The following is a 2,904-nucleotide window of genomic DNA, read 5'->3' as shown; positions in this document are numbered from 1 at the left end:
GGCTTGTGCCGCTACCGCTGCGCGGCGGCATCCAGGAAAAAGCGCGTCCGCTCCGCGTCGGCGGGGTGCGATGCAAAAGCAATTCCCAGCCAGGACTCCTGGTCAGGCAACCCATCACCGGGCTTGCTGGCCTCAGCAGGCGGACCGGACCGTTCCGCTTTGCCAGCGTCTTTTGTATCCTCATTCTTTTTGGCGGCGATCCGCTCGAACAGCGTCACCATTACCGCGGGCGAAATTCCTGCGGCCTTGAGGATGCGCACCGATTCCTGGTCGGCCTCACGTTCGGCATCGCGCGAATAACTGGCCTGCCCCAGCAACACCGGCACGCCCGCCAGTACGGTGCTGAAGTCGCCCACTACCAGGGAGGCCAGCCCGCCCAGCGCGGTGACCTGCACCAGCATGCGCAGGCCATGGCGGTGCCGCACATGGCCCAGCTCGTGCGCCAGCACGGCGGTGACAACCTTATCGTCCCGCCCCACAAGCTCCACCAGTTCATCAGTCATCACCATCGTGCCGCCCGGCAGGGCAAATGCATTCGGGCCGATTCGGCTCCGGCGAAACACCAGCTGCCAGGACGGCACACTCCCGGGGGGCATGGCACCAACCGCCTTGGCAAATGCATCGCGCAGCCGCGCCTGCTCAGCGGCTGGCAGACGGCTGGGCCGCATCAGATGCTCATCGATTGCGGCAAGGGACGTCTCACCCAGGGCGTTATCAACGCTCAGCGGCGTGACAGCCACCACGGCGCGGGCCGCGACAGGCAAGCCCCATTGCTGTATGGCCACCAGCAGCAGCACCAGCGCCAGCGCGCTCGCCATGACCCCGCGCCAGCTTTGCTGCAGGGTCACCACCCAGGAATCACCGCGGCCGCTGCGGCGGCTCCAGTCATCCCAGGCACCGGCATCGGCGCATTGCACGGAGCCGCCGTCGGTGAAATGGGCTACACGCTGTCCGTAGCGGGTGCGCTCGGGCCACTGGACCTTGCGCAGCGGCACGCTGCGGTGAAAATCTTCACCGCGAACCTGCAACTGGCCGCTTTCCACCTGCAGCGTGACAGGACGCGCGCGCGCGCTGTGGCCATCAAAGTAACTGGCGGAAAGCACTGGCGCCTGGCTTGCCTGCATGCGCGTCAAAACCCGATGTCAAGGCCGAACAGGTCGCCGCCGGCTTCACCCGCCGCGTCGCCTTCCACCGCTGCGGCTTGGCTCAGCAGCGTGTCGGGGCTCACACGGGTTTTGACCACCACGGCCTCTAGCCGCATGCGGGCCATGGCCACCGCGGCAAACGGCCAGTACAGCCCCAGCGTCAGCATTACCAGCAGCCAGTTTTTCAGGCTCAGCCAGAGCAGTGAACCAAAACGCAGCTGGCTGACAAAGCGCAAGGAAACATTGCCGGTGCGTGTCCACACCAGGTTCTGGAAGCGCGAGGTGGCATAGGGCTTGACCAGCACCAGCAGCGCAATCATGACGGCCAGCGGCACGAGGCCCACGAGCATGAAGAGGCCAACGGAAGGACGGCTCTGCGCACCCCTCACCGCATAAATGATGGCGCCAACGATACCGCCTGACACCAGCAGCGGCAGCAGCGTCACGCCAAGCACCTTGAAAAACAGCTTGTAGAACGAGCCCAGTGTGGCCTTGAAAGTGGTCTGCAGCGACGCGAGTGCGTAGTGGTTGTGCTGGTACTGCTTGAGGTTCCACAGCAGCCACGGCAATACGGCCAGCGAAGCCAGGCCCACCACACCCACGGTTTTCACATACCAGAGCGGTGGTTTTTCAGGGTCGGCGACCTGCGTCAATGCGCCCAGAATCACCAGGCTGGGAATAAACAGCGGCAGCACGGCACGGTACGCGTCGGCTAGTGAGCCCCTGAAAGCAAAGCGCAGGCCGCGCCAGCTGGTGTTGGCCATACGGAACTGCATGGAGGATTTCAACAGGGCCGGCCACAGGGCCGCCACGATCAGGAAGGCCACAAAACCGGCGGTGGCCGAAAACTGGCCCGCAATGGAATACAAAACGAACAGCAAGCCCACCAGCAGGTAACCCTTGAGCAATTTGAGCGGATTGGCATGAAAGGCCATCGGCTCTCCGCCCACCACAGTATTGCCATAAAAATAACGCAGGCGCCGCACCTTGGCCCAAGGGTAGTAAATGCCCAAAGTCACCAGGAGCAGCAACAGATTCACGATCCAGATCCGGAAGTATTCGCTTCCCGATCCGGTGAACTCAATGCCCAATTGCGCGGGCGATTCTTCTACCGGCGATACCGGCGTGTCAGGGTTCAGTACTGAAGCGTTCAAAAGGTTCCTCCCGGATGACTGGTTGTTATGGATGTCATGGGGCGCTCATGCGCCCTCGTCAAATAATGTAACGCGCCTTTCAGCCTGGCAAATAGACCGCGCGGCTCCAGCCTGGCAGGCCAGCAGAAAAGCACAAGCGACCACCCCATCACCTGCATTTGCCACACAGCGCCCACAGCTGCCAGCGAGCCGTTTCAGGCCTGGTCTATGGCTGTTGCAACGGGTTTGAGCCATAAGGCTGCCGCGTCAGCGGGTGCCATGCCACGCAGGTTGACGTCCTGCCAGATGACGACCGCGACCTCTTCAAGCTCAGCGGGTTCGATGGTGTGCCACCGCTGGTGCAGCCTGTAGGCGCAACGGGTAATCCATTCAGCCTGGGTGATTGTTTCCATGGGTAAATCATAATCAAATACTGTATGAATGTACAGTATTATGGCTTATGAGTTTTCGAGAAATCTCCAGAGACAACCCAACCGAGGGACTGAAAATGCAACTGCTGGACCGCCCGCCATCCGAGACATTCAAGATATCCAACACACCCATTCGGCCGTTTCCGCGGCCGCAACAGGTCCGCACTTCAGCACCATGGCCCTTTTACGTACAGG

Annotated in this window: 3 protein-coding genes; all 3 read right to left on the bottom strand. The window is 61.8% G+C overall.

All coding sequences use genetic code 11. The annotated features are described in order from the left end of the window. Positions 1–11: 11 nt before the first annotated feature. A complete protein-coding gene (locus tag AC1D0Z_RS18775) occupies positions 12–1,103 on the bottom strand; it encodes a M48 family metallopeptidase (RefSeq protein WP_477659706.1) in 1,092 nt (363 codons plus the stop codon). Positions 1,104–1,129: 26 nt separating this feature from the next. Beyond that, a complete protein-coding gene (locus tag AC1D0Z_RS18770; protein ID WP_477659705.1) occupies positions 1,130–2,299 on the bottom strand; it encodes a YjgN family protein in 1,170 nt (389 codons plus the stop codon). Positions 2,300–2,493: 194 nt separating this feature from the next. Then, positions 2,494–2,691, bottom strand: coding sequence for a hypothetical protein (locus tag AC1D0Z_RS18765; protein ID WP_477659704.1), 198 nt, complete (start codon positions 2,689–2,691; stop codon positions 2,494–2,496). Between the last annotated feature and the right edge of the window lie 213 nt (positions 2,692–2,904).

Source organism: Polaromonas sp. P1_E3 (assembly GCF_056405935.1).
The sequence above is the reverse complement of the archived record's forward strand: the minus strand, read 5'-3'. Positions and strand labels throughout refer to the sequence as shown.

What these genes read in the sequence shown, in the direction of transcription:
- AC1D0Z_RS18765 (WP_477659704.1), bottom strand. Translation starts at nt 2,691, where the DNA reads ATGGAAACAATCACCCAGGCTGAATGGATTACCCGTTGCGCCTACAGG.